The following is a 24,515-nucleotide window of genomic DNA, read 5'->3' as shown; positions in this document are numbered from 1 at the left end:
CCCGCACCCCTAGCCCCTCTCCACGAGGGAGAGGGGAATTCCCATCTCCTGGTCGCATGCGTGTGCGCGAAGCGAGAAGAGCGCCCATCACTTCATCCCGCTCGAGGCGATGCCCGTCGTGATGAAGCGCTGGAGGAAGGCGAAGACGAGGGCGACGGGCAGGAGCGTCACGACCGTCATGGCCAGCACGTAGTTCCATTGCGTGTTGAGCTCGCCCTGGAAGGCGTTCAGCCCGAGCTGGAGCGTGTAGACCTCCGTCTGGTTGAGCACGATCAGCGGCCAGAGGAAGTCGTTCCAGCGCCACATGATCGAGAAGATCGCCAGCACCGCAAGCGCCGGCAGGGAGAGCGGCAGGACGATGCGCCAGTAGATCTGCCATTCGCTGGCCTTGTCCATGCGCGCGGCCTCGATCAGCTCCTTGGGGAGCGTGAGCATGTACTGCCGCAGCAGGAACACGCCGGTGGGCGTCGCCGCGCCGGGGATGATGACGCCCCACAGCGAGTTGACCATGCCGAGCGAGGCCACGACGACGTAGGTGGGGACCAGCACGATGGTGATGGGGATCATCAGCGTCGAGATGATGAAGCCCATCGCGAGGTTGCGGCCCTTGAACTCGTAGATCGACAGCGCGAAGGCGGCCATCGAGTTGATGATCAGCGTGATGATCGTCGCGATCACGGTGACGAACACCGAGTTCCACAGGTAGCGCCCGAAAGCGAACTGCTCGAGGGGCGTCGTGTAATTCTCGGTCGCGAGCTGGAACGCGCGAATCGGCTCGCGGGCCTCGATCGGCACGGAGAGGCGCTCCTCCGGCTCCGCCGGGTCGATCATGGTCGAGACGATGCCGATGCGGCGCACTTCCGCGAGTTCGCGCACGCTGCCGTCCTCCATCGTCACGCGAAAGAGAGGGAGGGGGCGCGCGTTGCCCTCGACCTCGACGGTCACCTGGGAGAGCGGCAGGAAGGTCGGCGGGAATTCCTGCAGGCCGGCCTGCGTCTTGAAGGACGACATCAAGAGCCAGACGATCGGCCCGAACATCAGGAGGATGCCGAAGGCGAGGTACGCATAGGTCGCCCAGTCGGTCCAGTGCAGGCGCTTTCCCCCGCGCCGGCGCGTCAGGAAGCCCATCACGACGCCCCTCTGCGGGGCGCGGCCCCGACCGGTCGTGGCGGCTGCGGTCTCGGTGGTCATGGTTCTCCTCCCGAGCCCGGATCAGGCCGCCCCGTCGCGTCGACGCGCGAGGGCGAGCTGGGTGATGGTGAGCGCGAACAGGACGACGCCGAGGACGACGGAGGCCGCGGAGGCGAGCCCGAAATTCTGCACCCGGTTGGCGAAGCCCGTATTGTAGATGTACTGCACCAGGAATTGCGTGGCGGTGCCCGGTCCGCCGCCGGTGAGCACGTAGACCTCGTCGAAGATCTGCACCGCTCGGATCAGCGCCAGCACGAGCACGACGAGCAGGTTCGGCCAGAGCAGTGGCAGCGTGATGCGCCAGAAGGCGCGCCAGCGGCTCGTGCCGTCCATCTCCGCCGCCTCGTAGAGGTCAGGCGGGATCGCCTGCAAGCCGGCGAGCAGGATGAGCGTGTAGAAGCCCATGTGCGCCCAGACCGAGACGAAGACCGACCAGAACATCGCCCAATTGGCGTCCGCCAGCCAGAGGATGCGGTCGAAGCCCATCTCGAGCAGCATCGCGTTGAGGAGCCCGTCGCGCAGCAGGATCCACTTCCAGATCAAGGCGACGACGACCGGCGAGAGCAGGACGGGGAAGAAGAACACCGCCCGGAAGAATCCGCGGGCGCGGATCTCCTGGTTGAGCACGAGCGCCGTGATCAGCGCGAACAGCACCATGAACGCGACCTGGAAGGTCACGAACGTGATCGTGTTGTAGACGCCGCGCCAGAAGCGATCCTCGCGGCAGGAGGTCGGGTCGAGGTAGCTGCCGCAGTCGAACAGGAAGCCGTACTGCTCCGCGCCGACGAAGGGGCGATCCGAGAGGTAGAGATTCGTCCCGCCGGAGACCGAGTAGCCGAGGTTGATGAACAACGGCGTGATCACGAAGACGCCGAAGAAGGCGAGGTTCGGCAGGAGGAAGAGATAGGGCATGCGCCCGATGCCGAGCACCCGCTGGAGCGCCGCCATCGGCGGCTCGAACAGGCGCATGAGCGCGGCCCACAGCACGCCGAAGCCCGCGCCGGCGAGCTCTCTCGGGCTGCGGCGCTCCTCGGCGGGCGCCGGTCCGGACGACGCGTGCGACATGGGTCTCTCGTCCTTCGGCGGAAAGGGGGGCCGCCGGCGGATGCGATCCGCCGGCGGCCTGGAGCGAATGCGCCGAACTCAGCGTGCGGCTTCGGCGAGCTGGTTCTCGATGTCGGTCTCGATGCGACCGAAGGCGTCGTCGAGGGACATCTCGCCGCCGATCGCCTCGGAGATGCGGGCGATGGTGGCGTTGAAGACGATCCGGTTGTTGGTGTAGCCCTGCAGCGCATAGGCCGCCTCGGCAACCTTCGGGACTTCCGCCGCGAAGGTCTGCAGCGCGTGCGCCGCCAGCGGGTTCTCCGTCTGGAACTCGATCGAAGCCGGGTCGAGCTGCAGGTGGCCGGGCAGGAAGAGCGTGCGGCCGGCGAACTCGGCGATCACCTCGGGGGAGGAGAGGTACTCCATCACCCGGGCGACCTCCTCGGGATGATCGGTGTCCTTCATGGCGACGAGCGCGGCGCCGCCGGGCATGCCCGAGCAGGCGGCCGGGCCGCAGGGGTTGGGCACCGCCCACCAGTCGAAGTCCTGGCCGATGTTCTGGGCGAACTGGCCGATCTGCCACGAGCCCGAGTAGTACATCACCGTCTGCGCGTTGACGAACTCCTGGTTGGCCGGAACGTAGGTGCCCCCCGATCCGGCGACGAAGATGTCCTTCGCCATCGTACCGTCCGCGTGCCAGTCGTAGAGCATCTGCGCGAAGGTCCTGAAGCCCTCGTCGACGACCGCCGGCTCGCCGGACCCGTCGAAGAACGCGGCGCCCATCGAGATCGCCGGGCCGGCGATGCGGTGGCCGGAGCGGTCGATGGCGAGCGGGATCTGCGCGCCGGTCGCCTCGGCGACCTGCCGCGAGGCCTCGGCCCACTCCGCCCAGGTCGCGTCGGCGCCCGGCAGCTCGACGCCGGCCTGCTCGAAGAGCGTCTTGTTGACGAAGGGACCGGTGACGGTCAGCTGCGTCATGTAGCCGTGGATGGCGTCTTCGTCGCCCGGCACCCGCAGCCAGTTCAGGAACGGGCCGAAGCTCGCCTCCCAATAGGCCGGGTCCTCGAGGTAGGGACGCAGGTCGAGATAGTACTCGGCGAGGCCGCCGAGGTCGGTGACGCGAGCCATGTCCGGCCCTTCGCCGGCGGCGAGCTGGACGGGCAGCGATTCGAGGATCGCCTGGTAGGCGACCGTGTCGATCACGACGTCGATGTCCGGGTTCGCCTCCTCGAAGCGCTCGATGAGGTCGGCGAGCACCTCGCCCTCGTTGCCGTCGTTGTACCAGGCGATGCGGACCTGCGTCTGCGCGGCCGCCGCGCCGGCCGTGAGCGCCAGCGCCGCCGCGCCGGTCATGAGCGTGGTGATCAGCTTCGTCATGGGTCTCCTCCCGAAGGTCTCCGGGCGTTCGGCGCCCGGGCCGTCTCGCCCGTCGCGCGCCGACGGGGCGCCGGCTCACGCGATCGGATCAGCTCATCGTGTCGGGTGGATGTCGGCGCGGGACCGCGCGGGCGTCGAGCCCCCGCGTCCAGCCCTCGGCGTCCTCCCCGCCGGTCTCTCGCCGGCCGTCGCGTCGTAGGCGGATGCGGTCTCCCACCGCCGCCCCGACGTCTCGAGTACCGGTATACTAGTGCGCGGCGTCGAAACGTGTCAATCTGCTCCGCACGACACCGACCGGTGTCGATGCGATCCGACCTTCAGAGCCCGTCCCGCCAGAGCCTGCGATGAGCGACGTGATCCACGAGACCGAGCTGCGAACCCTGCTGGAGGCGGGCGGTACGCTCGACTTCAGCCGCTCCGCGGCGAGCCAGATCTACGAATGGCTCTACGCCGCGCTCGTGCGCATGCGGCTCACCCCCGGCATGCGGCTCTCGGAGGTGGAAACCGCCCGCGCGCTGGACGCCTCGCGCACCCCGGTGCGGGAGGCCTTCATCCGCCTCGCCGAGGCGGGGCTCATCGAGGTGCGCCCGCACCGCGGGACCTTCGTGGCGAAGCTCGACCGCAAGCGCATCCTCGAGGCGCGCTTCATCCGCGAGGCGCTGGAGGTCGCGGTGGCGACGCGGCTCGCCGAGGTGGGGCCGGCGCCGGGGGAGGAGGAGGTGATCGCCCGCTGCCGCGCTCTCGTCGCGCGGATGCGCACGCTCGCACGGGCGCGCGACCAGTTGGCCTTCAACGAGGCCGACGACCTCTTCCACCAGACCCTCGCGGCGGCGACCGGCTACGGCCGCATCGCGGCGCTGGTGCGGGCGGAGGAGGCGCACGGGGTGCGCATCCGCGTGCTCAGCCTCGCCAAGGAGGAGACCTACGCCCGCATCGTGCGCGAGCACGGCGCGATCCTCGACGCGATCGAGGCGGGCGACCCCGCCGGCGCCGCGGCGGCGGTGCGTGCGCATCTCAACAACATCCACGGCTTCATCGCCGAGGCCGCCGCCGCGCACCCGGACTACTTCACGGACGTTCCCTGAGGAGCGGCCGCCGGCAGGAAGGCCTCGTCGACCGGCACGCGCAGGCCGTTCGCCAAGCGGTTGGTCTCGTTGGCCTTCGCAGCGACGGCGAGGACCTCCATGAGCATCGCGTCCGTCATGCCCTTCGGCCTGGCCCCGGCCGTGTGCGACCAGGTGCAGTACTCGCAGCCGTTCGTCGCCGAGACGGCGATGTAGATCAGCTCCTTCGTCAGCGGGTCGAGGGCGCCGGGCGCCATCACCGCCTTCACGCCCTCCCAGGTGCGCCGCAGGAGCTCCGGATCGTGCGCCAGCGCGCGCCAGAAATTGTTGACGAAGTCCGACCCGCGGGTCGCGCGGATGTCGTCGAAGACCGCCTTCGCCGCCGGCGAGAGCGCGTCGTCGGCGAGGAGGGGGAGGAGGGGCGGGTGTCCGGTCATCGCGTCGCTCCGATGCGGGCCCGATGCGTCACAGCACCCGGCCGCGGTTGAGGATGTCGCGCGGGTCGAGCGCGCGCTTGATGGTGCGCATGAGCGCGAGCTCGGGCGCGCTGCGCGACAGCGCGAGATAGGCGCGCTTGTTGCGCCCGATCCCGTGCTCCGCCGACACGGCACCCCCGTAGCGCGCCACGACGGCGTAGACCCGCTCCTCTACCATCGTCTTCTCGATCCCGGGCCCACCGACGACGAGGTGGAGGTTCGAATCGGCGATGTGGCCGAAGATCACGCTGAGCGCATCGGGCCAGTGCGCGCGGGCGAGATCGCGCAATTCCTCGACCGCCTCGCCGATGCGGGCGCGGGGGAAGCTCACGTCGAAGGAGACGAAGACGGGGAGCTTGGGCTGGTACTCGTAGGGCGATTCGCGATAGGCCCACAGCCGCGCCCGATCCGCCTCCGAGCGGGCGAGCACCGCATCGACGACGAGACCCTCCTCCAGCATCGTGCCGAGCGTCTCCTCGAAGCGCTCGCGCCCCGCCGGCCCCTCGCCGGTCGCGGCCTCGACGAGGACGAGGAGGTCGTGCTCCTCCGCGAAGGGCGGCGCGAGGCCGACCTCGTCGATCGCCGCGCGCACGAACTCGCGCCACATCGCCTCGAACACGAGGAGCCCGCCCGCGAAGCGCCGTTCCAGCGCCCGCAGCAGCGCGATCGCCGCGGACGCGTCGCGCACGGCGCAGATCGCGGTGTGCACGCCCTCGGGCCGCGGCTGCAGCGCCAGCACGACGCGGGTGACGATCCCGAGCGTGCCCTCGGTTCCGATCATCAGCTGCGTCCAGTCGTAGCCGGAATTGTTCTTGAGCATCTTGTTGAGCGAGGAGACGATCGTGCCGTCGGCGAGCACGGCCTCGAGGCCGAGCACGTTGCGCCGGGTCATGCCCCAGCGCAGCACCGTATTGCCGCCCGCGTTCGTCGCGACGTTCCCGCCGATCGTGCACGACCCGCGCGCGCCGAGATCGATCCCGAGCAGGAACCCGGCCTCCTCCGCGGCGTCCTGCAGCACCTGGAGCGGCGTGCCCGCCAGCGCGGTGAGCGTCGCCGCCTGCGGGTCGATCTCCTCGATGCCGACCATGCGCTCGAGCGAGAGCGCGACCTCCGTCTCGTGCGGATGCGCTCCGCCGGCGAGCCCGGTCATGCCCCCCTGCGTCACGACCGGCCGGCCGTGCGCATGGCAGATCGCGAGCGCGCGCGAGACCTCGTCGGGCGAGCGCGGGAGGACGAGGGCGAGCGGCCGCGTGGGCTGCAGTCCGCTCGCGTCGGCGCACGCGCGCGCGGCGACGTCGGCGCCGGTACGCACGGACTCCGCGCCGAGGGCGGCGCGCAGGGCTTCGATCACGGCGCCGGCCGTGCCGGGCGCAGGGGACGCCGCCGGGGCTGGTTCGGGCGAGGTCGGGGCGGGCATCGAGGGGCTCCCTTCGCGGCGCGCGCACCCGCGCCGTCCGTGCAGGGCCGACTCGGCACCGGGCAGCGCGAAGGATGGCGGGTCCGGCGCCGAGTCGGCGGATCGAGGCGCATGATCTACCGCGCCCCGCGCCCTTTGTCGCGCGCTCAGGCGGAGCGGCGGGCGGAGAAGAAGGCGCGCTCGGCGCACGTGATGAAGGAGGCCATGCGATCGCCCGCGACGATCGGGTCGCGGGTGGCGAAGGCGGCCCGCACGTCCTCGAGCCCCTCGAGCACGACCAGGCGCGTCGTCTCGCAACCGAGCATCTCCCGGCGCACGGTCTGCACGTGATCGACGAACCGCGCCAGCGTCTCGGCGAGACGCGCGTTGCGCACGCGCGCGACCCAGGCGTCGCGGAAGTCGACGTTGGCGCGGATCAGACGCGCGACGTCGTCCGCGCGGGTCGCCGCATGCGCTTCAGCGAGCGCGCCGTCCAGAGCGCCCTCGGACGCCTCGTCGAGGTTGGCGGCGGCGAGCGCGGCGGCGCGGGGCTCGAGCAGCTTGCGCACCTCGAAGACGTCGCGAACCTCCTGGAGCGACAGCGTCGGCAGGGCGAAGCCGCGCGAGGTGCCGACGAGGTAGCCGTCGTTCACGAGCTGGAGCAGCGCCTCGCGGGCGGGCATGCGCGACGCCCCGTAGGCGCGGGCGATCTCGACGTCGACCAGCCGGTCCTCCGCAGCGAACTCGCAGCGTCTCACCCGCCGGCGCAGGTCCGCGTAGATGCGCTCGCGGATGCTCTCGCGTCGGCTCGTGTCATTGTCCGGCATGGTGGCTACAATCATAACCTTTGTTGGTGTCGAATACTGTATCCAGTTCCAGCCGCCGGGTCAAACCAACGACGCGGTAGTGCTTATTCACAGATTCGCGTGTGAGGCGGTATGGATGGGGTCGTTTCATGCTTGAAGTGGATGCAATTCTGAGGGACGATGTCCTACCAGGGTGGTGCAGATCGTGTGCAGGCACGCGCGTGCCGCCCGCGGGCCGAGGGGGGCCCGGTGCGATGACGCGTGTGGCTTGCAGATCCGTCGGATTTCTTCCGTGGCCGCCGCAGGGGTACAGCCCCCCTGCGGCGGTCCGCGGCGCGCACGCGCGGCTGCGCCGCGATGCGGGACCGCGCCACGGCGCACGCCTCGGAGAGACCGCGGGCGCGCGGCCGATTCGCTGCGGCGCTCCCGCACGATCCGGCACGATGCACCGAAGGCGTGCATCGAACGGTATTCTGCCGCCCCCGCGAGCGGCGGGCTCCACGGGGCGTTCACCATTGCGACATTTTCCCCATCGAATTTCCGCTGAGCATCCGCCGATTGCGAGGCGTCCCACGAGCGGGGCGGCCGGGACGGATCGCAGGCGGTCGAGCGCGCCGGGCGGCCTTGCGTCGGGAACGTGCCGTAAGGCTCACCGGCGGTTGGGGTGGAAGATCGACGGGGTATCGGGCATCCGCGACGCGGAACGACCGGCGCGCGGAAGTCACGTCACGCACGCCGCGACGACAGGCAATGTGCGAAACTGCACTTATACTCGGCGGCTGCAACGTATGCGCAGTGGTGCCCCCGTTGTCCGGGCGCAATGTCGCACGATCGGGTCTAGCACCTCGCGGGCTTCGTGCATAAATGGCGATGTAGGAAGAGCGTCCGGGGGCGCCCCGTATCGGGCGAGGGACTTGACGGCGCGCGCGCCGTTTGGTGTCCAAAGAGACGTCGCTGGATCGCTCAAGTATCGCGATACGCTTCTTCACCCGAAGAACGTCTCGCTTTCGCCGACATCAGAGGCAACCTTTCGGGCAACTTTTCGGTTACAATCCGGAAACAACACGTCGGGAACCGGCTCATGACACGCTCACCCACTGAAATCGACCGCGAGATCGGCCAGCGGATCCGTCTCGCGCGCAAGCAGGCCAAGCTCTCCCAGAGCGAGCTTGGTCAGGCCATCGGCGTCACCTACCAGCAGGTGCAGAAGTACGAGAACGGCACGGATCGCGTCGCCGCCTCGCGCCTCGTGCAGATCTCGCAGGTCCTCGAGCAGCCCGCCTCCGCGCTGCTCGGCGGCGTCGAGCAGGGCCAGGCCCGCCTGATGGACGAGGACGCGATCGCGCTCGTCGCGCTGTTCAACGAGATCAAGCGCCCGGCGCTGCGTGGCGCCGCGCTCCAGACGGTCAAGAGCCTGGTCGCCGCCGGCAACGAGGTCTGAGCGATCCGGTCAGCGGCCGCATCACGCGGTCGACGGCCCTCCGGCAGCGCCGCGCGCCGCCGGCCTTCCGAGCCACGGCCGGCGCCCCGAGCGCCGGCCGCGCATTATCACGGGCGACACGTGCATTCCGCGCGGCGGATCGGTGAACCTCTCCGCACGTGCGGCGTTTCGCCGGCGTCATGACGTTCGCTCGACCGTTCACGTTCGGCATACCGCTCGTCGGCCGCGCGGGCAGCGACGATTTCGCACGCGTCGAGGCGCTCCTCGCCCTCACGTTGCGCAGCGTCCTGGCTCAGACGGACCCCGGCTTCGGCGTCCTGATCGTCGGACAGGACCGTCCGCGGATGCTGCCGGACGACCCGCGCGTGCGCTTCCTCGGGGCCGCGTCCGGCGGGATCGCCGGACGCGGCCAACAACGACGCCGGCCGCAAGCGCCACGCGCTCGGCGAGGCCGCCGCGCGCCGCGGCGACGGCTGGCTGATGCTCCTCGACGCCGACGACTGGGTGCCCCGCGATCTCGTCGCGGTCGCCCGCGCGACCATCGATCTCGATGCTCTCGGCGGCGTGCTGGCGCACGGCGACATGATCGACTTCGGCACCGGACGCACGGCGCCGCTGCCCTTCCCCGGCGTGTTCGAGCGGCCGTTCCACGCGCTGTGCGGCTCGTCGATCGTGGCGCGCCTGCGGCCGGACGACCCGGACCCGCTGCGGCGCAACCCGCTCCACGTGCTGCGCGATCACCACGACTGGCCGCAGGCGGCGGCCGCGCACGGCGGGCGCGTCGTCGCGCTGCCGACGCGTGGCGCCTATCTCGTCGGGACGACCCAGAACCACTCCGAGCGCCACGGTCCGTTCGCCGCCTGGCGCGCCGAGCTCAACGCCGTGTTGCGCCGACGCGGCAGGCCCGTCGACGACGCCGTCCTGGCGCGCTACGGCGTCGACCACGACGCGCTGAGGGCGGCCGGCGGCCTGCGGTCGGCGGGCGCCCAGGGGCGGGGGACGCGACCGTGCGTCGCTCGACCCGTCGAGCGCGTCGCGCGTTCCCCCGCCTCGTGAACCCGAGGAGGCGATCCATGGACGATGCCGAGAAGCAGGCGATCCACCGCGACTTCGAGGATGCGGTGAACATGACTCCCGAGCAACTGGAGGACTGGCTCGCGACGGAGGAGTCGCGGGGCGTCGGCTGGACGCGGGAGGGCGAGAGCGAGGCGGTGGGCCACAAGTCCGGACGGCGCATCGTGGACATCGCGCGCACCAGGAAGACCGACCTAACGGAAGACGACTACGCCCACATGCGGAAGGTCGTCGGGTACGTCCACCGCCACGCGAAGCAGGGCGGCCCGAGGAACGACGAGGAGCACTCGCGCTGGCGCTACTCCCTCATGAACTGGGGGCACGACCCGCTGAAGTGACGGCCGCTCCCGTCGGTTCTCGTCCCGGTTTCGCGCCCCCCGGCGCGACGCCGGACTCGCACGTCATGCGGATCTCTCACGCCCCGGCGAGACGGGGCCGAGATTACTCCGGTGGCCGGACATCTCGGCCCCGGCGTCGGGATCGAGACGGGCGAAGACGAAGTAGGCGAGGCCCGAGAGCGCGGCCATGAACAGGAAGGCGGGAGTGAAATCCGCCGTGACCAGGCGCTCATGCCCCGCGAGCGCGCTGGCGGCCTCGAGCGCGAAGGCGGCGATCGTCACGCCCACCGCGAGCGCCACCTGCTGCACGACGCTCGACAGCGTCGTCGCCTGGCTCATGTCCCGACGCACGACGTCGGCGAAGGACACGGCGTTGAGCGCCGTGAACTGCAGCGAGCGGAAGCAGCCGCCGACCAGCAGGAGCGCGAGCATCACGACGTAGGGCATCTCCGGCCGGAAGATCCCCATCACCGCGATGAAGGCCGCGCAGACCAGGCTGTTCCAGACGAGGATCGACCGGAAGCCGAGCGCACGGATGATGCGCGCGGCGAGCGCCTTCATGAACAGCGCGCCGGCCGCGGCGGCGAAGGTGATCAGGCCGGAGTTCAGCGGGTCGAGCCCGAAGCCGAGCTGGAGCATCAGCGGCAGGAGGAAGGGGATCGCACCCACACCCAGCCGGAACAGCGCGCCGCCGACGACGCCGGCCCGGAAGGTCGGCAGCGCCAGGAGCGAGAAGCCCATCACCGGATACGCGGCGCGGCGCGCGTGCCGCACGTAGAGCGCGAGCAGCGCAACCCCGACCCCGAGGCTCGCCGCCGACGCCCAGAGCGGCAGCAGGTGGCGCCCGGCGGTGGCCAGGCCGAGCATGGCGAGCGCGAGGCCCGTGCCGAGCATGAGGTAGCCGCGCCAATCGAGCGGGGGCGTGTCCTCCTCGCGCAGGTTCTCGATGAAGATCGACGCCAGCACGATGCCGAGCAGGCCGATCGGCACGTTGATGATGAAGATCCAGCGCCAGGAGAAGGCGGTCGTGACGAAGCCCCCGAGCGGCGGGCCGAGCACCGGGCCCACCAGAGCGGGGACGGTGAGGAAGGCGAGCGCCCCGACGAGTTCGTTCTTGGGGATGCCGCGCAGGATCACGAGCCGCCCGACCGGCACCATCATGGCCCCGCCCATGCCCTGGAAGAAGCGTGCGGCGACGAAACCGCCGAGCGAATCCGCGAAGGCGCAGGCGATCGAGCCCGTCACGAACACGCCGAGCGCCGCGCGGAACACCGTGCGCGCCCCGAACCGGTCCGCCATCCAGCCGCTCACCGGGATGAAGACCGCGAGCGCGATCAGGTATGAGGTGATGGCGAGCTTCAGCGCGATCGGGTCCTCGCCGAGGTCGGCGGCGATGGCGGGCAGGGCCGTCGCGATCACCGTCGAGTCCGTCGTCTCCATGAAGAGGGCGGTCGCGACGATGAGGGGCGCGATGCGGCGATGACGCAAGGGTCGGGTCCTTTCTGCACGGGGCCGAGGCCGACCCGTGCGGGGTCGTGCACTACGACGCCGAGACTTCTATGCTGGTGCCGCCCGAATCGGGCGTGTGGGTGGATATAACGCGATGCCGTCGATTCTGACCGTCCTGCCGGGTTTCCTTCTCGATTTCGTCCTCGCGACGGGCCTCGTCGCCCTCTATCTTGCGATCTACACATTCGCGACGGCGCACAACGAGTTCGCACTCATCCGGCGCAACATTCCCTCCGCCGCCCTGGCGCTGGGCCTGAGCCTCGTGGGCTTCGCGATCCCGCTCTCCTCGGCGATGGTGTTCGCGCAGACCGTGGTCGACCTCGTGGTCTGGGGCGGCGTCGCGCTGGTCGTCCAGATCGCGGTGTACGTCCTGGTCCGCTTCGTGATCCCCGATCTCTCGCCGCGCATCGCCAAGGGCGAGATCGCGCCCGCGCTGTTCCTCGGCGCGGCGAGCGTGTCGGCGGGGCTGATCAACGCCTCCGCGATGCGGTTCTGAGGGGCCGCGCGGGGCCTCAGCGCGGCACGAAGTAGGAGCGCGGCTCCCCCTCGCCCTCCTCGCGGAAGCGGGCGGAGCCCGTGGCGACGAGGGTCTCCAGCACCGCCGCCACCCGTCGGCGGCGATGGGCGTCGGCGCGCCCGTCGAACGAGACGGCGATCGCGTCGATGCGCACCGGGGCCGGCGCGCGGGCGAGCACGTCGCGCACGAGGCGGATCTGGTCGAGCCCGTCCGCGGGCCAGCGAGGGCGCGCGGCGACGGGGAGGACGACGTCGTCGAGCCCGGGGAAGATCTCCTGGGCCGGCTGCGGCAGGCGCCCGCCGAGCCGCGGGACCTGGAACCCCGGGCGCAGCCAGCGCACGCGCCCGTCCGCCTCCTCCTGCGCCCGCTCCCGGTTGAGCGCGACGAGGCGTGCGAGCAGCTCCGCCTCGACCTCGGCCTGTCCCTCGGGAAGCGCGTCCACAGGCGTCGTTGCGCCCGGTCGGCCGACCAGGTGGTCGGCGAGATCCTCCCAGCCGTAGGCGGCGAAGGCGGCGCGGTCGATGGAATCGTGGAGGTCCTTCAGGACGGAGACGAGGCCCGCGTCCTTCACGTCCGTCTCCGCGGGCGTGAGCGGGAGGTTATCGGTGCCCCAGTCGAGCCCGCGCAGCCGCTCCAGGACGTTGTAGAGCCCCGTCAGCGTGAGGTGCGGGTGCCGTGCGATGCGCGCCTTGCGCATGGCGTCGAGGCGCTCGCCCAGCCGGCGCAGCGTGGCGCGGGATTCGGCGTCGGGATGGGCGGGGTCGAGGCAGGCGGGGAAGGGGAAGGGGTCGAAGGTGCGGGTCTTGGAATAGCGCGGATCGTTCCCGATCCCCATCCAGCCGCCGGCGGCGATCGCCCAGACGACGTGCAGCCGCGAGGAGAGCACAGCGAGATGCTCGGGCGTCGGAAGGCCGATGGCGACGAGCATGTTGTCGGGGCGGATGCCGGTGTCGAGGAACTGGAAGAGGCGGTGCTTGGCGGTTTCCGTGGTGGCGATGTAGCGGGGGAGGTTTGAGGTGAATGATCGGAGTTCGGTCCTCACCTTGCCGAAGAGCCACCACTTCGTCGCGTACTCGTTCATGTCTTTCGAGGCGCCGACCTTGGCCTGACGCCCCGGCTTCACCGTCTCCAGCACGTGCTGGTACACCTCCGGGAACCGCTCCAGCACCTCCTCCGCCTTCAGCCCGTGCAGATCGATGACCATCGCGCCCCTCGGCCGCCCCGTCAGGTCGCGGCCGTTGCGGTAGGGGAGGATGTGGTTCTCGAGCCCGGGCACGCGTCCGAGGCCGAGCGAAGCCGCCTTCTGCGGGGTGACGATGAAGCCGGCGCCGTGGAGTTTCACCCCCGGGCTGCAGAGCGCCTCGTTGGCGAGCAGCGCCGTCGCCGACCCGAGATCCGCGCCGATCGACAGATTCCCCGTGATGACCCCCTCGCGCCGCGCCAGCTCCACCTGCGGCGTGTCGCTGTCGAGGTGGCGCTCGGAGACGATCCGGGCGAGCACGCCCGGCCCCTCGCCGCGGGCGCACACCGTCATGGCGATGCGCACGGCGGCGGCGTCCGCGCCCTTGTACCAGGGGTGGTCGGGCACGGCGAAGACGAGGTGGAGCGGGCTCTTCGCGGCGCGGTGGCGCTCGATCACCCGGCGCGAGAAGGTCTGCGTGATCGAGTTCGTGGTGATGAAGCCGAACCGCCGCAGCACCGGCGCCGCGCCGGCCTTCGCCTGCGTCCCGGCGCCCTTGCCCGTCCTGCGCGCACCGCCGTCGCGCGCCGCCGCCGTCAGCCGCGTCGCCGCCTCGTCCCAGAAGTGCATGACGAAGTCCGCCCCGCCGGGCAGGTGCGGGCGGGCCGTCCAGCAGGCCTCGGCGTAGCCGTTCCCGAGCTGCGCGCGCAGGTCCTTGCCGCCGATGAAGGGCGGGTTGCCGACGACGAACTCCGCCTCCGGCCAGGGCGCGGGGCGCGGGTCGCGGTAGCGCAGGAGGGGGATGCGCGCCGCGGGGTCGGGAATGCGCTCGCCGTTCGCGGCACTCGTCGTGCAGCCGATGCCGTCCCAGCGCGTCACGGCCGCGCCGGCCGCGTCGAGCACGGGCTCGACGCCGTCGTGGGCGAGGATCGCGTCCTGCTCGCGGATCGTGCCGTAGGCCTTCAGCACCGGCACTGCGACCGCGTGCGGTCCGCCGGTCTTCAGCTGCCACTTCAGGAAGCCGATCCACAGCACGAGTTCGGCGATGGCGACCGCGCGCGGGTTGATCTCCAGCCCCAGGAACTGCTTGGGGCTCACGGTCTCGCCGTCCATGGCGAGCCGCCCCTGGTCCTGGCCGAGTGCATCGAGCGCGTCCAGCACCTCGCCCTCGAGCCGCTTCATCAGCTCGAGCGCGACGTAGAGGAAGTTGCCGGTGCCGCAGGCGGGATCGAGCACGCGCACGGTGCACAGCTCGTGGTGGAAGATGCGGATCGTCCCGAGTGCCTGCGCGACGTCGCCGGCACGCGCCTGCTCGTCTGCGCGGTTCTTGCGGATCTCCCATTCGGCGCGCAGCGGCTCGATCACCGTGTGGATCACGAGCCGCTCGACGTAGGTGCGCGGCGTGTAGTGCGCGCCGAGCGAGGCGCGCTCGCGCGGGTCGAGGGCGCGCTCCAGCAGCGTGCCGAAGATCGTCGGCTCGACGTTCGCCCAGGTCTTGCGCGCGGCGACCTCCAACTCGGCGATCTCCTCGGCCGCGAGCGGGAGCGCGCGCGCCTGCGCGAAGAGCCCGCCGTTGAACTCGAGCAGCGTCGTCATCAGACGCGACTCGTAGCGGCCCGCGTTCATCGCCGCCCAGAGGCTCTCCATCGCCGGCACGAAGGCGCCCGGCTCCCGCTTCACCGCGGCGAGGAGGTCGAGCAGCTTCTCCCGCGGCAGCAGGCCGACGTCCTTGGCGAACATCGTGAAGACGCAGCGCATCAGGAACTCGGCCACGTCCTTGGGCTCGTGGCGCCTCTCCAGCCGCCTCGCGATCCGGGCGAGCCGCTCGGCGACGTCGCGGGTGACCTCTGCCGCCTCGCGGGTGGGGTCGAGCGAGAGCGGATCGACGAAGGCCCGTCGCAGCCGCTCGCGCACGGCCTCGTCGCGCAGGTCGTCGAGGCCGATGCGGTAGCGCGCGCGGTCCGGATAGTGGACGTAGTTCTTGCCCTGCCCGGAGAAGTCGGCGAAGAGCGCGATCGAGCGGCCGACGTCGAGCACGATCAGGAGGGGCGGGTAGCCGTGGGAGACCGGCAGCGCGCGGGCGTAGTTCTCCGCCTGGCGGCGCGCCTCCATCAGCACCCGGTCCCAGCCGGGCGCGGGACCGCCGTCGGCACCCGCCTTGCGCTTGCCGGACTGCTTGGCCTCGAGCACGAAGCAGTCGCGCTTGTAGCAGTCGATGAAGCCGGGCGTGCGCGAGCCGTCGGGATGGGCGAAGTCGACGCGGCGCTCGAAGACGTAGTCGTTGAGCGCCGTCTCGGCGGAGGAATAGGTCGGGGCGGGGACACCGAGGAGGTCGCAGAGATCGCGGACGAAGAGCTGGTAGTTCGCGCGCTCGGAGCCGTCGGCCCCTCGTGCCGCCGTGATGAAGCTCTCGACGTTCGAAACAGAAGCGCAACTCATCGTGGAATTAATTGATAGATATAAAACCCAAGCGAGTCCAGATGCGCGCGTGCGTGGTGTCGATGGCGATCCCCGCCCGCGGCGCCCCGCAGCCCCCCCATGCGCGTGCGCTCACTGCCGGGGCGCCGCGCCGGCGTATAGGCTAAGCCTCCCTGCACGGCGGCCGGCGGAGCGATGACCGACAAGACGGACGACCAGCGCGCGATCGCGCTCACCATCGCGATCTTCGCGGTGGCGGGCTTCGCCTCGACGTTCTCGACGCGCATCGTCGACCCGCTGGTGCCGACGATCGCCGCCGATCTCGGGGCGTCGGTGAAGTCGATCGCGCTCCTCGCCACCGCCTTCGCGCTACCCTACGCGCTGATCCAGCCGATCCTCGGCCCGATCGGGGACGCGATCGGCAAGCTGCGGGTGATGCGCGCCTGCGTCGCCGTGCTCGCGGCGAGCCTCGTCGCCTCCGCCTTCGCGCCCGACGAGACGACGCTCTTCGTCCTGCGCGTGATCGCCGGCGCGGCCGCCGGCGGGGTGATCCCGCTGGCGCTGGCGGCGATCGGCGACCGGGTCGACATGGAGGGGCGGCAGGTCGCGATCAGCCGCTTCCTGGTCGCGATCATCCTGGGCCAGCTCGCCGGCTCCTCCCTGTCGGGCGTGCTCGCGCTGGCGATCGGCTGGCGCGGCGTGTTCGGGCTCGCGGCCGTCCTCGCGGCCGCGGCGCTCCTCGCCGTCTTCCTCGCGTCGCGGCGGACCGCCGAGCCGACGGGGCGCTTCGACCTCGGCGTCGCGCGCGAGCGCTACCGCATGCTGCTGGCCATGCCGCGGGCGCGCGCGCTGTTCGCCTTCGTCTTCGTGGAGGCGGCGGCGCTCTTCGGCCTCTTTCCCTTCGCGGCGGTTCTGCTCGAGCGCCGGGACGCCGGCGGATCGGCGGAGGCGGGGCTCGCGCTCGCGGGCTTCGCCATCGGCGGGCTCGTCTACTCCGCGCTGGTGCGAACGCTCCTGCGCTTCCTCGGCATGCCTCGGATGGTCGGGGTCGGAGGCCTCGTCGCGGCAGTCGCCGTGTGCGCCCTCGTCTTCGTCGCCGACTGGCGGCTGATGGCGGCGGCGTTCGTCGCGATGGGGCTCGGCTTCTACATGATGCACAACTCGTTCCAGACGGCGGTGACGGAGCTCGCCGCCCAGGCGCGCGGCTCGGCGACGGCGCTGCACGCCTGCTTCTTCTTCCTGGGCGGCGCGCTCGGGCCGGCGCTGATCGGCACCGGCTTCGCGCTGATCGGGGAGGGGGCCACGCTGGCCCTGGCCGCGGCGACGGTGGCGATCCTCGGCCCGGTGGCGGGGCTGATCCTGGTGCGCACCGACCCCGCGCGGCGCGTCGATCCGGCGGAGACGCGGTAGCCGGAACGAGGACGGATGCGGGGAGGGCGGCGATGCCGCTCGCAGGGGAGATCGAACGGCCCCACAGCCCGCGCTGCGCGTGGACTCCTCCCCTCCGGGGCTACGGCGTTCACGGAAGTGGGGGGAGCGCGCCGGCGGCGAACGCTGCGCCCGCGGCGGCGTTGATTTCTCCATCCGCCTCGCGCAAGGTACCCGCGGCCTCGCAACGGAGCAGCGTCTTGTCCACCGTGTCTCCCGGCGCGCGTGACGTCCTGCGCGCGACCCTCTCCCTCCTCGTCGCCCTCGTCCTCGCGATCGCCGCCCTCGGCACACGTCCGGCCGGCGCCTTCGAGACCGCCGCCGAGCAGGCCTTCCTGATCGACGCGTCGACCGGGACCGTGCTCTTCGCGCAGGACGCGGACGTGCTCATGGTCCCCGCCTCGATGGCGAAGATCATGACGGTCGAGATCATCGCCGAGGAGATCCGCCGGGGGCGCCTCTCGCAGGACGACGCGTTCACCGTCTCGGAGAACGCGTGGCGCACCGGCGGCGCGCCGTCCGGCGGTTCGACCATGTTCGCGGAAGTGGGCAGCACGATCGCGCTCCCGGACCTCCTGCGCGGCATCGTCGTGCATTCGGGCAACGACGCCTCGATCGCGGCGGCGGAGGGCATCGCCGGCTCGGAGGAGGCGTTCGCGCGCATGATGACGCGGCACGCACGCGAGATCGGGCTGGAGCGGTCCGTCTGGCGCAACGCCACCGGCTTCCATCATCCCGAGCAGGTGACGACGGCGCGCGAACTCGCGAAGCTGACGCTCCACCTGATGGCGGAATCGCCGGAGATCTACGCGATCTTCGGCGAGGAGAGCTTCGCCTGGAACGGCATCACACAACGCAACCGCAACGACCTGCTGACGATGAACATCGGCGCGGACGGGGTGAAGACCGGCTTCCTCTCGCAATCCGGCTACGGCCTCGTCGGCTCCGCGGTGCGCGACGGGCAGCGGCTCGTCGTCGTGGTGAACGGCCTCGAGACCGCGCGCGCCCGCGCCGAGGAGGCGCGCAAGCTGCTCGACTGGGGCTTTCGCGCCTTCGATCGCCGGCGCCTGTTCGAGGCCGGCGAGACCGTCGGCGAGGCGCAGGTCTTCGGCGGCGAGACGCCGCATGTCGCGCTCGCCGCCGCGGAGCCGATCGAGATCCTGGTGCCGCGCGGCGACGACCAGCGCCTGTCGGCGCGCATCGTCTATCGCGGCCCGTTGATGCCGCCGGTCGAGGCGGGCACGCCGGTGGGCATCCTGCGCGTGACGCGCGGCGACACGCTCGTGCTCGAGGCGCCGCTCGAGACGGCGGGGAGCGTGGGGCAGGGGCCGGTGTCGCGCCGGGCCGTGGACGGGCTCTGGGAGCTCGGCGCGGGCGCCATTCGTCGCGCCATCTTCGGCGATCCCGATCCCCTCCCGGGAGCCTCGTGAGGGGCATGGAGGCACGCTTCATCACGTTCGAGGGCGGGGAGGGGACCGGCAAGTCCACCCAGGTCGGCCGCCTCGCCGCGCGCCTGCGCGCGGACGGGCACGAGGTCGTCGCCACCCGCGAGCCCGGCGGTTCCCCGCACGCGGAGGACCTGCGGCGGGCGATCCTGTCGGGGGAGGCGAAGGCTCTAGGCCCCTTCGCCGAGGCTCTGCTCTTCGCGCGCGCGCGCCAGGACCACGTCGCCGCGACGATCCGGCCGGCGCTGGCGCGGGGCGCCATCGTGCTGTGCGACCGCTTCAGCGATTCGACCCGCGCCTACCAGGGTGCGGCGGGGGCGGTGGCCGCGCCCCTCATCGACGCATTGGAGCGCTGGGCCGTGGGCGAGACGCGGCCGGACCTGACGCTGGTCCTCGACCTTCCCGTCGCGACGGCCCTCGCCCGCGCCGCCGCTCGCCGCGGAGGGCAGGGCGCCGACGCCGCCGACCGCTTCGAGGGCGAGAACGGCGCCTTCCACGAGAAGCTGCGCGAGGCCTTCCACGCCATCGCCGCCCGCGAGCCGGAACGCTGCATCCTGATCGACGCCTCCGGCGACGTCGACGCCGTCGCCGGGCGCGTCGCGGCGGCGGTGCTGCCGCGCCTCGCCCCGCCCCCGGCCGCGACCGTGGAAGAAGCACATGGCTGAGAAGGCCCCGCAGGCGGAGCCGGACCAGCTCCCCGGCGCGCCCCACCCGCGCGAGCGCGCGGTGCTCTTCGGCCACGCCGAGGCCGAGCGCGCCTTCCTGGACGCCTACGGATCCGGGCGCATGCACCATGCCTGGTTGATCGGCGGGCCGGAGGGGATCGGCAAGGCGACGCTCGCCTACCGCGTCGCCAAGTTCCTGCTCGAGCGCGGCGGGCGCCCGCCCGAGCCGGCCTCGAGCCTCGACGTGCCGGACGGCTCGCGCGCCGGGCGGCAGGTGGCGGCGCTCTCGCATCCGGGACTGTTCGTCCTGCGCCGCGTGCCGGCGACGGAGAAGAAAGCGGCCTCGACCACGATCCCCGTCGACGAGGTCCGCCGCGGCCTCCAGCTCTTCGCCTCCACCGCCGCGGACGCGGGCTACCGGGTGTGCATCGTCGACGCCGCCGAGGACCTGATCCCCGCCTCCGCCAACGCGCTGCTCAAGATGGTCGAGGAGCCGCCGCCGCGCTCGCTCTTCCTCATCGTCTCGCACGCGCCCCAGCGCGTGCTGCCGACGATCCGCTCGCGCTGCCGCAAGCTCCTGCTGCGCCCCCTCGCGGACGAGGCGCTCGCGCGGGTGATCCGCTCACTGCCCGAGCCGATCGGCACGGCGCCCGACGACGCGCTCGCGACCGCGATCGGTGCCGCCGACGGCTCGGCGCGTCGCGCCGTGGCGCTGCTCGACCCCGACCGGGCCGGCACGCTGCGCGCCGTCGAGGGCCTGCTCGCGGCGCTTCCCACGGTCGACTGGCGCAGGGTCGGCGCGCTGGCGGACCGGCTGGCGCGCCGGGGCGCGGAGCAGGACCTCGAGATCGTGCTCGAGACCGTCGAGCGCTGGGCGGCGGGCGTGATCTCGGCGCGGGCGGGGGAGGGGGCGCGTCGCCTTGCGCCGCTCGTCGAGGTGTGTGAGAAGTCCGCCCGCGCCGCCGCCGACGCCGACATCTACAATCTCGACCGGCGTCCCCTGGTCCTGACCCTGTTCGGGGACCTTGCCGAGGCGGTCCGCGCGACGAGATAGTTGGATGCGGCGCCCGAGGCGCCCGCCCGCGCGAGGGATCGACGATGGCCGACAAGAAGCCGTTCTACATCACGACGGCGATCTCCTACCCCAACGGCGAGCCGCACATCGGCCACGCCTACGAGGCGATCGCGACGGACGCGATCGCACGCTTCAAGCGCATCGACGGCTACGACGTGTTCGCGATGACGGGCACCGACGAGCACGGGCTCAAGATCCAGCAGACCGCGACGAAGGCCGGCACGACCCCGCGCGACTACGTCGACCGCATGGCGGCGCGCTTCGCGGCGATGGTCGAGCGGCTCGGCTGCTCCTTCGACCGCTTCATCCGCACGACGGACGCCGACCACCGGGCTTCCGTCCAGGAGCTGTGGCGGCGGATGGAGGCGAACGGTGACATCTATCTCGGCGCGTATTCCGGCTGGTACTCGGTGCGCGACGAGGCCTACTTCGCCGAGGGCGAGCTGACCACGACGCCGGACGGCAGGCGCCTCGCGCCGACCGGGTCGCCGGTCGAGTGGATCGAGGAGAAGAGCTACTTCTTCCGCCTCTCCGCCTACCAGGAGCGGCTGCTCGCCCATTACGAGGCGAACCCCGGCTTCATCGCGCCGGCCGCGCGCCGCAACGAGATCGTGGCCTTCGTCGAGCGCGGGCTCGAGGACCTCTCGATCTCGCGCACCACCTTCGACTGGGGCGTCCCCGTGCCGGACGATCCCGACCACGTGATGTACGTGTGGGTGGACGCGCTGACGAACTACCTCTCGGGCACCGGCTTCCCCGATCCGGACGCGCCGCGTGCGCAGTACTGGCCGGCGGACATGCACGTCATCGGCAAGGACATCACCCGCTTCCACACGGTCTACTGGCCGGCCTTCCTGATGTCGGCGGGCCTGCCGCTGCCGAAGCGCGTCTTCGGCCACGGCTTCCTGCTGGTGAAGGGCGAGAAGATGTCGAAGTCGGTCGGCAACGTCGTCGACCCGTTCAACCTCGCAGACACCTACGGCGTCGACCAGATCCGCTACTTCTTCCTGCGCGACGTGCCGTTCGGACAGGACGGCAGCTACTCGCCGGAGGGGATCGCCAACCGCATCAACGCCGACCTCGCCAACGACCTCGGCAACCTCGCCCAGCGCTCGCTGTCGATGATCGCCAAGAACTGCGAGGGGAGGGTGCCGACGCCCGGCGCGCTCGCGGACGCCGATCGCGAGATCCTGGCGGCGGCCGACGCGCTGCCGGCGAAGGCGCGCGCGGCGATGGAGAGCGTCGCCGTCCACGGGATGCTCGCCGAGATCTGGGCCGTCGTCGCCGACGCCAATCGCTACTTCGCCTCCCAGGAGCCGTGGGCGTTGCGAAAGACCGACCCGGCGCGGATGGAAACGGTGCTCTGGGTGACGATCGAGGTGCTGCGCGCGGTCGGGATTGCCGCGCAGCCGGCGATCCCCGAGTCCGCCGGCAAGCTGCTCGATCTCCTCGCCGTGCCGGCGGACCGGCGGATGCTGGCGGACGTGGGGGAGGGCGGTCGGCTCGCGTCGGGCACGGTGCTGCCGGCCCCCACCCCGATCTTCCCGCGTTTCGTCGCGCCCGAGACCGACGCGGGTTGAGGCGGGCGCCACGATGCTGATCGACAGCCATTGCCACCTCGACTTCCCGGGCCTCGGCGACGACCTCGACGGCGTGCTCGCGCGTGCCGAGGCTGCGGGCGTCGGGCGCATGGTGACGATCTCGACCGTCGTCGCCAAGGCCGACACCTACCGTGCGCTGGCGGAGCGGGACGCGCGGATCTTCTGCTCGATCGGCACGCACCCGCACAACGCAGCGGCCGAGCCCGACGTCGCGCCGCAGACGCTCGTCGACCTCGCCCGCCACCCGCGCTGCATCGCCATCGGGGAGGCGGGGCTCGACTACTTCTACGACAAGAGCCCCCGCGACGTGCAGGCGCGGGTCTTCCGCGCGCACATCGCGGCCGCACGCGAGAGCGGTCTGCCGCTCGTGATCCACGCCCGCGACGCGGACGAGGACATGATCGCGATCCTGACCGAGGAGATGGGCCGCGGGCGCTTCGACGCCGTGCTGCACTGCTTCTCGTCGGGCCCGGCGCTGGCGCGGGTGGGTGTGGAGCTCGGGCTCTACGTGTCGTTCTCGGGCATCGTCACGTTCAATCGCTCCGACGAGCTGCGTGCCATCGCCCGCTCGCTTCCGCTCGAGCGCCTCCTGGTCGAGACCGACGCGCCCTACCTCGCGCCGCAGCCCAGGCGCGGCAAGCCGAACGAGCCGGCCTACGTCGCCATGACCGCGGCCTCGCTCGCGCAGACGCTCGGCCTCGCGCCCGAGACGCTAGCGCAGGTGACGACGGCGAACTTCTACCGGCTCTTCCGCAAGGCGGCCGTCGTCGACGGGGTCGCGCCGGCCGGGGAGGGCGCATGAGCGGCCTGCGCGCGACGATCCTCGGCTGCGGCTCCTCGGGCGGCGTGCCACGCCCCGGCTCCGGCTGGGGCGAGTGCGATCCTGCGGAGCCGAGGAACCGCCGGCGGCGCTGCGCGCTGCACGTCGCGCGGCGCGGTGCGGGCGGCGTCACAAGCGTGCTCGTCGACACCGGGCCTGACCTGCGCCTGCAGCTGATCGACCACGAGATCAGGCACCTGGACGGCGTTCTCTACACGCACGATCATGCCGACCACACCCACGGCATCGACGACCTGCGCCCGCTCGTGATCCACATGCGCCGGCGAATCCCGGTCTGGTGCGACGATGCGACCTCGGCCTCGCTGCGCGCGCGCTTCGGCTACTGCTTCGCGACGCCCGACGGCAGCGACTATCCGCCGATCCTCGAAGAGCGGCGCATCCACGATCTCGAGCCCATCGTGGTCGAGGGCGACGGCGGGCCGATCGAGGCGCGTCCGTTCCGCCTCCGGCACGGCCCGCAGGACGCGCTCGGGTTCCGCTTCGGCGATCTCGCCTACGCACCGGACGTCAGCTCCATGCCGCCGGAAGCGGAAGCGATGCTGGAAGGTCTCGACACGCTCGTGATCGACGCCCTGCGCGAGACGCCGCACCCGTCCCACTACAGCCTGTCGGACGCGCTCGCGCTCATCGCGCGCGTGAAGCCGCGCCGCGCCGTGCTGACGAACCTCCACACGGATCTCGACTATCGCGCGCTGGCCGCGCGGCTGCCGGACGGGGTGGAGCCGGCGTATGACGGGATGACGATCGAGGCTTGAGGGGCGCAGCTCGGTCATCCGGGCGACCCGGCGCCGCCGTTTGGACGCAGGGGTCCGTCGGATCGCGTTGGTCCGGCGACGGTGCGCGTCTATATTGGTCGCAGGCGGAGGACGTTCATCATGGCGACGGCGAAAGTCTCGAGATCGGATCATGGGCAGACGGTCCAGCTGCCGGAGGGCTTCTCGTTCAAGTCCGACGAGGTGGAGGTCTTTCGGCGCGGTGACGAGGTGGTGCTGAAGGAGCGAAACAGGACGCTGGCCGCGCTCGCGGCGATCGATAGGCTCCCGGATGATATGGTTCGCGCCGTCGAGGAGGCCGAGGATCCGCCGCCGCAGGAGCGCAAGTGGTGACGCGGAGCGTTCTCCTCGACACAAACGTCTTGATCATGCTGAGGCGGCAGCGGCAGCGGCATCGGCGCGTACGTGAGCGTTTCCTCGAGATCGGTGTCGAGGCGACCTGTACGTCGGCGATAGTGCTCGGAGAGCGCGGGCAAGGCCGCCGTCTCGGTCGATGCGCACGCTGCGCTCGATGCACTGATGGAAGCGATCGACGTTCTTCCGTTGGATGGCGCGGTGTCCTCGACCTGCGGCCGCATCCGAGCCGATCGCGAACGACGCGGCTCAGTCATTGGAAACAACGACCTCTGGATCGCGGCTCACGCGCTCTCGCTGGGGCTCACGCTCGTGACGGCCAACATGCGCGAGTTCATGCGCGTGGACAGGCTCGTCGTCGAGGACTGGACAGCCTGAGCCTGCTCGCCCGTCGGCATGTTTTGGTTCCATAATATATCTTATGCGCTTCATGGCCGTAGACGTGTGGTGCGGTCCACGGTCCCCGTCCCGATCGACGACGAAGCGCGCCCCGTCGGGCCCG

Annotated in this window: 23 protein-coding genes; 14 read left to right on the top strand and 9 right to left on the bottom strand. The window is 71.4% G+C overall.

The features are described 5' to 3' along the window. Window positions 1-87 precede the first annotated feature (87 nt). From AB9M23_RS05810 to AB9M23_RS05800, 3 genes are all read right to left on the bottom strand, one after another. Window positions 88-1,128 carry a carbohydrate ABC transporter permease gene (locus AB9M23_RS05810; protein WP_372423773.1) on the bottom strand — a complete coding sequence of 347 codons (1,041 nt, stop codon included), beginning with the start codon at window positions 1,126-1,128 and terminating at the stop codon, window positions 88-90. An 84-nt stretch (window positions 1,129-1,212) separates the two neighbouring features. After that, on the bottom strand, window positions 1,213-2,256 hold the full coding sequence (locus AB9M23_RS05805; protein ID WP_372423271.1) for a carbohydrate ABC transporter permease: 1,044 nt from the start codon (window positions 2,254-2,256) through the stop codon (window positions 1,213-1,215). A 78-nt stretch (window positions 2,257-2,334) separates the two neighbouring features. Then, window positions 2,335-3,612, bottom strand: coding sequence for an ABC transporter substrate-binding protein (locus AB9M23_RS05800; protein WP_372423269.1), 1,278 nt, complete (start codon window positions 3,610-3,612; stop codon window positions 2,335-2,337). 344 nt (window positions 3,613-3,956) lie between these two features. On the opposite strand from AB9M23_RS05800, the gene AB9M23_RS05795 reads away from it, so the two are divergent. Next, window positions 3,957-4,697 (top strand): GntR family transcriptional regulator, encoded by a 741-nt coding sequence (locus AB9M23_RS05795; RefSeq protein WP_372423267.1) that lies wholly within the window; start codon window positions 3,957-3,959, stop codon window positions 4,695-4,697. Here AB9M23_RS05795 and AB9M23_RS05790 read toward each other — a convergent pair. The 3 genes from AB9M23_RS05790 to AB9M23_RS05780 all read right to left on the bottom strand — a co-directional run bounded on the left by AB9M23_RS05790 (window position 4,676) and on the right by AB9M23_RS05780 (window position 7,375). Next, complete coding sequence (locus AB9M23_RS05790) at window positions 4,676-5,113, bottom strand: carboxymuconolactone decarboxylase family protein (RefSeq protein WP_372423265.1); 438 nt, start codon at window positions 5,111-5,113, stop codon at window positions 4,676-4,678. The genes AB9M23_RS05795 and AB9M23_RS05790 overlap by 22 nt on opposite strands. Window positions 5,114-5,141: 28 nt before the next feature. Continuing rightward, on the bottom strand, window positions 5,142-6,569 hold the full coding sequence (locus AB9M23_RS05785; RefSeq protein ID WP_372423263.1) for an FAD-binding oxidoreductase: 1,428 nt from the start codon (window positions 6,567-6,569) through the stop codon (window positions 5,142-5,144). A 146-nt stretch (window positions 6,570-6,715) separates the two neighbouring features. Next, window positions 6,716-7,375, bottom strand: a complete 660-nt coding sequence (locus AB9M23_RS05780; protein WP_372423261.1) for a GntR family transcriptional regulator — start codon at window positions 7,373-7,375, stop codon at window positions 6,716-6,718. A 1,060-nt stretch (window positions 7,376-8,435) separates the two neighbouring features. Here AB9M23_RS05780 and AB9M23_RS05775 point away from each other — a divergent pair. Then, a complete protein-coding gene (locus AB9M23_RS05775; RefSeq protein ID WP_029031236.1) occupies window positions 8,436-8,795 on the top strand; it encodes a helix-turn-helix domain-containing protein in 360 nt (119 codons plus the stop codon). A 107-nt stretch (window positions 8,796-8,902) separates the two neighbouring features. Here the strand turns inward: AB9M23_RS05775 and AB9M23_RS05770 are convergent, their stop codons facing one another. Then, window positions 8,903-9,226, bottom strand: a complete 324-nt coding sequence (locus AB9M23_RS05770) for a hypothetical protein (protein WP_372423259.1) — start codon at window positions 9,224-9,226, stop codon at window positions 8,903-8,905. A gap of 49 nt (window positions 9,227-9,275) precedes the next feature. Here AB9M23_RS05770 and AB9M23_RS05765 point away from each other — a divergent pair, with 49 nt between their 5' ends. Together AB9M23_RS05765 and AB9M23_RS05760 are read left to right on the top strand one after the other, a co-directional pair. Beyond that, entirely contained in the window at window positions 9,276-9,851 is a 576-nt protein-coding gene (locus AB9M23_RS05765) for a hypothetical protein (protein ID WP_372423258.1), read from the top strand. A 17-nt stretch (window positions 9,852-9,868) separates the two neighbouring features. Then, window positions 9,869-10,207, top strand: coding sequence for a DUF3140 domain-containing protein (locus AB9M23_RS05760; RefSeq protein ID WP_372423256.1), 339 nt, complete (start codon window positions 9,869-9,871; stop codon window positions 10,205-10,207). 63 nt (window positions 10,208-10,270) lie between these two features. Here AB9M23_RS05760 and AB9M23_RS05755 read toward each other — a convergent pair whose 3' ends face one another. Then, entirely contained in the window at window positions 10,271-11,695 is a 1,425-nt protein-coding gene (locus tag AB9M23_RS05755) for an MFS transporter (protein ID WP_372423254.1), read from the bottom strand. Window positions 11,696-11,810: 115 nt separating this feature from the next. Between AB9M23_RS05755 and AB9M23_RS05750 the strand changes: the two genes are divergently transcribed. Further along, complete coding sequence (locus AB9M23_RS05750; RefSeq protein WP_372423252.1) at window positions 11,811-12,212, top strand: DUF350 domain-containing protein; 402 nt, start codon at window positions 11,811-11,813, stop codon at window positions 12,210-12,212. 16 nt (window positions 12,213-12,228) lie between these two features. Here AB9M23_RS05750 and AB9M23_RS05745 read toward each other — a convergent pair whose 3' ends face one another. Beyond that, window positions 12,229-15,852: a class I SAM-dependent DNA methyltransferase gene (locus tag AB9M23_RS05745; RefSeq protein WP_372423251.1), complete on the bottom strand. Its 3,624-nt coding sequence runs from the start codon at window positions 15,850-15,852 to the stop codon at window positions 12,229-12,231. A gap of 174 nt (window positions 15,853-16,026) precedes the next feature. Here AB9M23_RS05745 and AB9M23_RS05740 point away from each other — a divergent pair, with 174 nt between their 5' ends. From AB9M23_RS05740 to AB9M23_RS05700, 9 genes are all read left to right on the top strand, one after another. Then, complete coding sequence (locus tag AB9M23_RS05740; RefSeq protein ID WP_372423249.1) at window positions 16,027-17,241, top strand: MFS transporter; 1,215 nt, start codon at window positions 16,027-16,029, stop codon at window positions 17,239-17,241. Window positions 17,242-17,468: 227 nt separating this feature from the next. Beyond that, a complete protein-coding gene (locus tag AB9M23_RS05735; protein WP_372423771.1) occupies window positions 17,469-18,689 on the top strand; it encodes a D-alanyl-D-alanine carboxypeptidase family protein in 1,221 nt (406 codons plus the stop codon). Window positions 18,690-18,694: 5 nt separating this feature from the next. Further along, window positions 18,695-19,369 (top strand): dTMP kinase, encoded by a 675-nt coding sequence (gene tmk / locus AB9M23_RS05730; protein WP_372423248.1) that lies wholly within the window; start codon window positions 18,695-18,697, stop codon window positions 19,367-19,369. Further along, window positions 19,362-20,423, top strand: coding sequence for a DNA polymerase III subunit delta' (locus AB9M23_RS05725; RefSeq protein ID WP_372423247.1), 1,062 nt, complete (start codon window positions 19,362-19,364; stop codon window positions 20,421-20,423). The genes tmk and AB9M23_RS05725 overlap by 8 nt, the downstream gene beginning before the upstream one ends. 44 nt (window positions 20,424-20,467) lie before the next feature. Then, a complete protein-coding gene (gene metG, locus AB9M23_RS05720) occupies window positions 20,468-22,024 on the top strand; it encodes a methionine--tRNA ligase (protein ID WP_372423245.1) in 1,557 nt (518 codons plus the stop codon). A gap of 13 nt (window positions 22,025-22,037) precedes the next feature. Next, window positions 22,038-22,847 carry a TatD family hydrolase gene (locus AB9M23_RS05715; protein ID WP_372423243.1) on the top strand — a complete coding sequence of 270 codons (810 nt, stop codon included), beginning with the start codon at window positions 22,038-22,040 and terminating at the stop codon, window positions 22,845-22,847. Next, complete coding sequence (locus AB9M23_RS05710) at window positions 22,844-23,641, top strand: MBL fold metallo-hydrolase (RefSeq protein WP_372423241.1); 798 nt, start codon at window positions 22,844-22,846, stop codon at window positions 23,639-23,641. Before AB9M23_RS05715 ends, AB9M23_RS05710 begins: the two co-directional genes overlap by 4 nt. A 120-nt stretch (window positions 23,642-23,761) precedes the next feature. Next, on the top strand, window positions 23,762-23,992 hold the full coding sequence (locus AB9M23_RS05705; RefSeq protein ID WP_372423239.1) for an antitoxin: 231 nt from the start codon (window positions 23,762-23,764) through the stop codon (window positions 23,990-23,992). Between the two features lie 186 nt (window positions 23,993-24,178). Beyond that, window positions 24,179-24,391: a PIN domain-containing protein gene (locus tag AB9M23_RS05700; RefSeq protein WP_372423237.1), complete on the top strand. Its 213-nt coding sequence runs from the start codon at window positions 24,179-24,181 to the stop codon at window positions 24,389-24,391. The last annotated feature ends 124 nt before the right edge of the window (window positions 24,392-24,515 follow it).

It is taken from the genome of Salinarimonas chemoclinalis (assembly GCF_041514305.1).
GTDB classification, from domain to species: Bacteria; Pseudomonadota; Alphaproteobacteria; order Rhizobiales; family Beijerinckiaceae; genus Salinarimonas; species Salinarimonas chemoclinalis.
This window is presented reverse-complemented; position numbering and strand designations above follow the sequence as displayed.

What these genes read in the sequence shown, in the direction of transcription:
- tmk (WP_372423248.1), top strand. Translation starts at nt 18,695, where the DNA reads ATGGAGGCACGCTTCATCACGTTCGAGGGCGGGGAGGGGACCGGCAAG.
- AB9M23_RS05740 (WP_372423249.1), top strand. Translation starts at nt 16,027, where the DNA reads ATGACCGACAAGACGGACGACCAGCGCGCGATCGCGCTCACCATCGCG.
- AB9M23_RS05800 (WP_372423269.1), bottom strand. Translation starts at nt 3,612, where the DNA reads ATGACGAAGCTGATCACCACGCTCATGACCGGCGCGGCGGCGCTGGCG.
- AB9M23_RS05810 (WP_372423773.1), bottom strand. Translation starts at nt 1,128, where the DNA reads ATGGGCTTCCTGACGCGCCGGCGCGGGGGAAAGCGCCTGCACTGGACC.
- AB9M23_RS05795 (WP_372423267.1), top strand. Translation starts at nt 3,957, where the DNA reads ATGAGCGACGTGATCCACGAGACCGAGCTGCGAACCCTGCTGGAGGCG.
- AB9M23_RS05700 (WP_372423237.1), top strand. Translation starts at nt 24,179, where the DNA reads ATGGAAGCGATCGACGTTCTTCCGTTGGATGGCGCGGTGTCCTCGACC.
- metG (WP_372423245.1), top strand. Translation starts at nt 20,468, where the DNA reads ATGGCCGACAAGAAGCCGTTCTACATCACGACGGCGATCTCCTACCCC.
- AB9M23_RS05780 (WP_372423261.1), bottom strand. Translation starts at nt 7,375, where the DNA reads ATGCCGGACAATGACACGAGCCGACGCGAGAGCATCCGCGAGCGCATC.
- AB9M23_RS05705 (WP_372423239.1), top strand. Translation starts at nt 23,762, where the DNA reads ATGGCGACGGCGAAAGTCTCGAGATCGGATCATGGGCAGACGGTCCAG.
- AB9M23_RS05790 (WP_372423265.1), bottom strand. Translation starts at nt 5,113, where the DNA reads ATGACCGGACACCCGCCCCTCCTCCCCCTCCTCGCCGACGACGCGCTC.
- AB9M23_RS05745 (WP_372423251.1), bottom strand. Translation starts at nt 15,852, where the DNA reads ATGAGTTGCGCTTCTGTTTCGAACGTCGAGAGCTTCATCACGGCGGCA.
- AB9M23_RS05750 (WP_372423252.1), top strand. Translation starts at nt 11,811, where the DNA reads ATGCCGTCGATTCTGACCGTCCTGCCGGGTTTCCTTCTCGATTTCGTC.
- AB9M23_RS05775 (WP_029031236.1), top strand. Translation starts at nt 8,436, where the DNA reads ATGACACGCTCACCCACTGAAATCGACCGCGAGATCGGCCAGCGGATC.
- AB9M23_RS05710 (WP_372423241.1), top strand. Translation starts at nt 22,844, where the DNA reads ATGAGCGGCCTGCGCGCGACGATCCTCGGCTGCGGCTCCTCGGGCGGC.
- AB9M23_RS05805 (WP_372423271.1), bottom strand. Translation starts at nt 2,256, where the DNA reads ATGTCGCACGCGTCGTCCGGACCGGCGCCCGCCGAGGAGCGCCGCAGC.
- AB9M23_RS05715 (WP_372423243.1), top strand. Translation starts at nt 22,038, where the DNA reads ATGCTGATCGACAGCCATTGCCACCTCGACTTCCCGGGCCTCGGCGAC.
- AB9M23_RS05760 (WP_372423256.1), top strand. Translation starts at nt 9,869, where the DNA reads ATGGACGATGCCGAGAAGCAGGCGATCCACCGCGACTTCGAGGATGCG.
- AB9M23_RS05765 (WP_372423258.1), top strand. Translation starts at nt 9,276, where the DNA reads ATGCTCCTCGACGCCGACGACTGGGTGCCCCGCGATCTCGTCGCGGTC.
- AB9M23_RS05785 (WP_372423263.1), bottom strand. Translation starts at nt 6,569, where the DNA reads ATGCCCGCCCCGACCTCGCCCGAACCAGCCCCGGCGGCGTCCCCTGCG.
- AB9M23_RS05725 (WP_372423247.1), top strand. Translation starts at nt 19,362, where the DNA reads ATGGCTGAGAAGGCCCCGCAGGCGGAGCCGGACCAGCTCCCCGGCGCG.